This is a genomic window from Vibrio sp. 2033 (genome assembly GCF_033339735.1).
On record NZ_JAWOVC010000905.1, the window covers coordinates 1 to 504 of the forward strand.

Genomic DNA, 504 nt, shown 5'->3' on the forward strand with positions numbered 1-504 from the left:
GGCCATGCCTGCGTAGCATGAATCCAAATCTTCAAGCGCTTTTTTGCCGTCAAATTTGTTCACGACATAATGGATAAGTGCGCCAAGGAAAATAGAACCCACAACGATGGTGTAGATATCTAGACTAAGACCAGGAATCGTACGGCCATTAAATAGGAACACACCGATGATTGGTAAGAATGGTAGTGCTGCGTAAAACGCTGGTGCATCTGCTTTAATTTCTGATACGTCGATTTTTTCCATCGGCGTATTTTCTTTCTTATCTAGGTATTTGTTCCAGAAGAAAGCTGCTGCCGCCATTACGACGATTGCACAAATCGAAACAGGAAGAACAGTTTGTACCGCAAACACATCTAGCGCCAAGCCAGACTTTTCTGCAGCAATAACAACGTCACCTGAAGTAGGAGAAAGAATAATAGCAGCAGGAGATGCACACACTGCCACAGCCGCAGGACGAGAGATTCCCATCGCCACCATCATTGGGAATAGGGTTGCCATCAATAG

1 protein-coding gene is annotated in these 504 nt (G+C 45.0%); it reads right to left on the minus strand.

The annotated features are described in order from the left end of the window. Window positions 1–504, minus strand: a 504-nt coding sequence (gene dcuC / locus R7P74_RS29735) for a C4-dicarboxylate transporter DcuC (protein ID WP_318124345.1), incomplete at both ends; no start/stop codon positions are given.